Below are 2083 nucleotides of genomic sequence, written 5' to 3' on the forward strand. Positions count from 1 at the left end.
TTTTCCAGGCGCGTGCCTCCACGGCCCGGCGGGTCCGGCGCGCACCGGGCCCCGCACGGGGTCAGTCGACCCGGTGGGGGGGCGCGGGGGGGGGGGGGGCGGGGTGGGGGGCGGGGGGGGGGGCGCGCGAGTGGTGGTGAGTGCACGGGGGCCGAAGTTTCGTAAAGCTGGTCTGATCTGGGGTTATTCGGTTTCCCGGGGGTGGTTCGTGTCGTGCTAAGGGCCACGCTAGGCGGGATCGGCGGGGTTCGCTCGGGCCCCTTCCCCGGGGTCAGTAGACGGGAAGTCCCCCGACGTCCGGGGTGTCGCCCACGCAGGCCGGGCAGAGACAGCGGCAGGTACTCCGACGCTGCGTGCACTTTCGGTCCAAACACTCGCCTTCAGCGCCGATGCACCGATCGCCTGCCTCCACATACTCGTACGGCCCGAAAGGGTCCTGGTCTCGCTGCACGACGTCGACATCCACAGCGGGCCGTCGGAGTCGATGCTGGTCTTCTTCGGTCTCCGTTTCGGTCTCCGTCTCTTCGTGGCGTGCAGGAAGACCAGCTGATCGATTCTTCAATGCCTCCAGGAGAGGGTGGCCTTCGAGCCATGTGCTGGGGCTGTCTCCGGCATCAAGGAACTCGTCGAAGGCTCGGTCAAAGGCGTAGGCAGCCGACTCGCTCATGTCGGTTGGCGCCGCGGAGAGTTGCATGCCGATGAGGTCGTATACGTCTGATGCTTGCCGGAGGATGAAAGCCCGCACACGTCCGCAGTATCCGGGTTCCATGTCATCGAGTCGATGGATGGTCCCCTGGGCGTCTCGCCAGACCTCGTCCTGGTCCAGAAGGTCTGTCCAGTGTTTGACCCAGGTCCAGTCATGGGCGCTGGTCACGATGCTCTCCTTTACGTTCCGGGGATGGTGTCCTGGTCGACGTCGTGCTGCGGGTCGGCGGTGCGCCGGTCGGGGTCGCAGTCCTTGCCCAGTCCGCGCATGCGTGAGACGGGGTCGGTCAAAGGCTGGTGGCATCGGCGGCACCGGCGGCGTCGGGGTATGCCCGCAGCTACGGGGAGCGTCTCTTGTGCGGGCCGGTCCACTATGCGCGCCGTAGGATCTCGTACATGCGCTCGGCCTCCGGGGAGCGGTCGTACAGTCGGCCTTCGCCGTGCTGGTCGCAGTACTGGGAGTCGTCCTCGCTGCCGGGGTAGAGGAAGCAGTGGCCGTGCTGGTTGACGCGGGGGCAGCAGCCGCAGGTGGCTTCGCAGCAGTCGTCTTCGCCGTGGATGTCATCGGGGGTCGGCGGCTCGCAGTCTTGGCAGCGGTCTCCGGTGCAGTAGGGCGTGGTCATGGTTTCCTCGTGTCTGGGTCTGGCGTGGTGCCTTCAGTGTCTAGTACGCTGCGCGTGTCGCGATGCTTGTATGACTTCAGGCCACCACCCTGGCGGGGACGGTGGCCTTTGTCGTTGCTGAGGTTAGTCAGGACACTGCACCTGACTCGTCGATGCGCCCGTAGTCGGGGCCCTCGTCGCATCCTGCACAGTCGCACTGCTCGTCCTGGCCAGGCATGTCGTCTCCTGTGCAGTAGTGGTGATGGGGCCGATCGGTCAGTTGGCGTCGCGCTGGGGCGCCAGGAGGTTGAACGGGGTGCCGGGCATCTCCATGCGGGGGCCCGGCTCGTTGCCGGTGTAGTCGCCGCCGCAGGAGCAGAAGCTGCCCTCGTACACATAGCAGTGCTTGAAGTGGCGGCCGTGTGGCCCGGCGTACTCGTCCTGCTCGGGCATGTCGTCTCCTATGCGGTGGCGGTGATGCGGGGTGGCGTAACGAAAGTGGTCGGGACAGGTCAGTGGCGGCACTTGCCGAGGCAGTGGTCGCAGACCTTGATGAGGGAGTGACTCCGGGCGTCGCAGTCCTGCTTGCACGGATTCCCGATCCGGTTCCTGACGAGTTCGACCTGGTCGGGTCCGTAGAGGCCCTCTCCGTTGGCCACGTAGTAGCCGGAGTCCGTGGCGAACATCCTGACGCTGACCGGCCTCGGGGAACATCGGTACAGCGGTTATCGGTGAGAACGATCATGGACGTTTAGCACAGTGATCCACTTCGCCGC

At 66.2% G+C, this 2083-nt stretch carries 5 protein-coding genes; all 5 read right to left on the reverse strand.

Features of this window, described 5'->3' with window-relative positions:
* Positions 1-271: 271 nt before the first annotated feature.
* Positions 272-874: a hypothetical protein gene (locus LCE31_RS39175; RefSeq protein ID WP_225023019.1), complete on the reverse strand. Its 603-nt coding sequence runs from the start codon at positions 872-874 to the stop codon at positions 272-274.
* An 11-nt stretch (positions 875-885) separates the two neighbouring features.
* Positions 886-1077 (reverse strand): DUF6011 domain-containing protein, encoded by a 192-nt coding sequence (locus LCE31_RS39180; RefSeq protein WP_225023020.1) that lies wholly within the window; start codon positions 1075-1077, stop codon positions 886-888.
* Positions 1077-1328, reverse strand: coding sequence for a hypothetical protein (locus LCE31_RS39185; RefSeq protein ID WP_225023021.1), 252 nt, complete (start codon positions 1326-1328; stop codon positions 1077-1079). The genes LCE31_RS39180 and LCE31_RS39185 overlap by 1 nt, the downstream gene beginning before the upstream one ends.
* Before the next feature lie 255 nt (positions 1329-1583).
* Entirely contained in the window at positions 1584-1760 is a 177-nt protein-coding gene (locus LCE31_RS39190) for a hypothetical protein (protein ID WP_225023022.1), read from the reverse strand.
* A 59-nt stretch (positions 1761-1819) separates the two neighbouring features.
* Positions 1820-1993 carry a hypothetical protein gene (locus LCE31_RS39195; RefSeq protein ID WP_225023023.1) on the reverse strand — a complete coding sequence of 58 codons (174 nt, stop codon included), beginning with the start codon at positions 1991-1993 and terminating at the stop codon, positions 1820-1822.
* Positions 1994-2083: the final 90 nt, after the last annotated feature.

It is taken from the genome of Streptomyces sp. 8L (assembly GCF_020176795.1).
In the GTDB taxonomy this organism is placed as follows: domain Bacteria; phylum Actinomycetota; class Actinomycetes; order Streptomycetales; family Streptomycetaceae; genus Streptomyces.

Excerpts from the sequence above, each read along its gene's own strand:
- LCE31_RS39190 (WP_225023022.1), bottom strand. The coding sequence starts at position 1,760 with ATGCCCGAGCAGGACGAGTACGCCGGGCCACACGGCCGCCACTTCAAG.
- LCE31_RS39195 (WP_225023023.1), bottom strand. The coding sequence starts at position 1,993 with ATGTTCGCCACGGACTCCGGCTACTACGTGGCCAACGGAGAGGGCCTC.
- LCE31_RS39185 (WP_225023021.1), bottom strand. The coding sequence starts at position 1,328 with ATGACCACGCCCTACTGCACCGGAGACCGCTGCCAAGACTGCGAGCCG.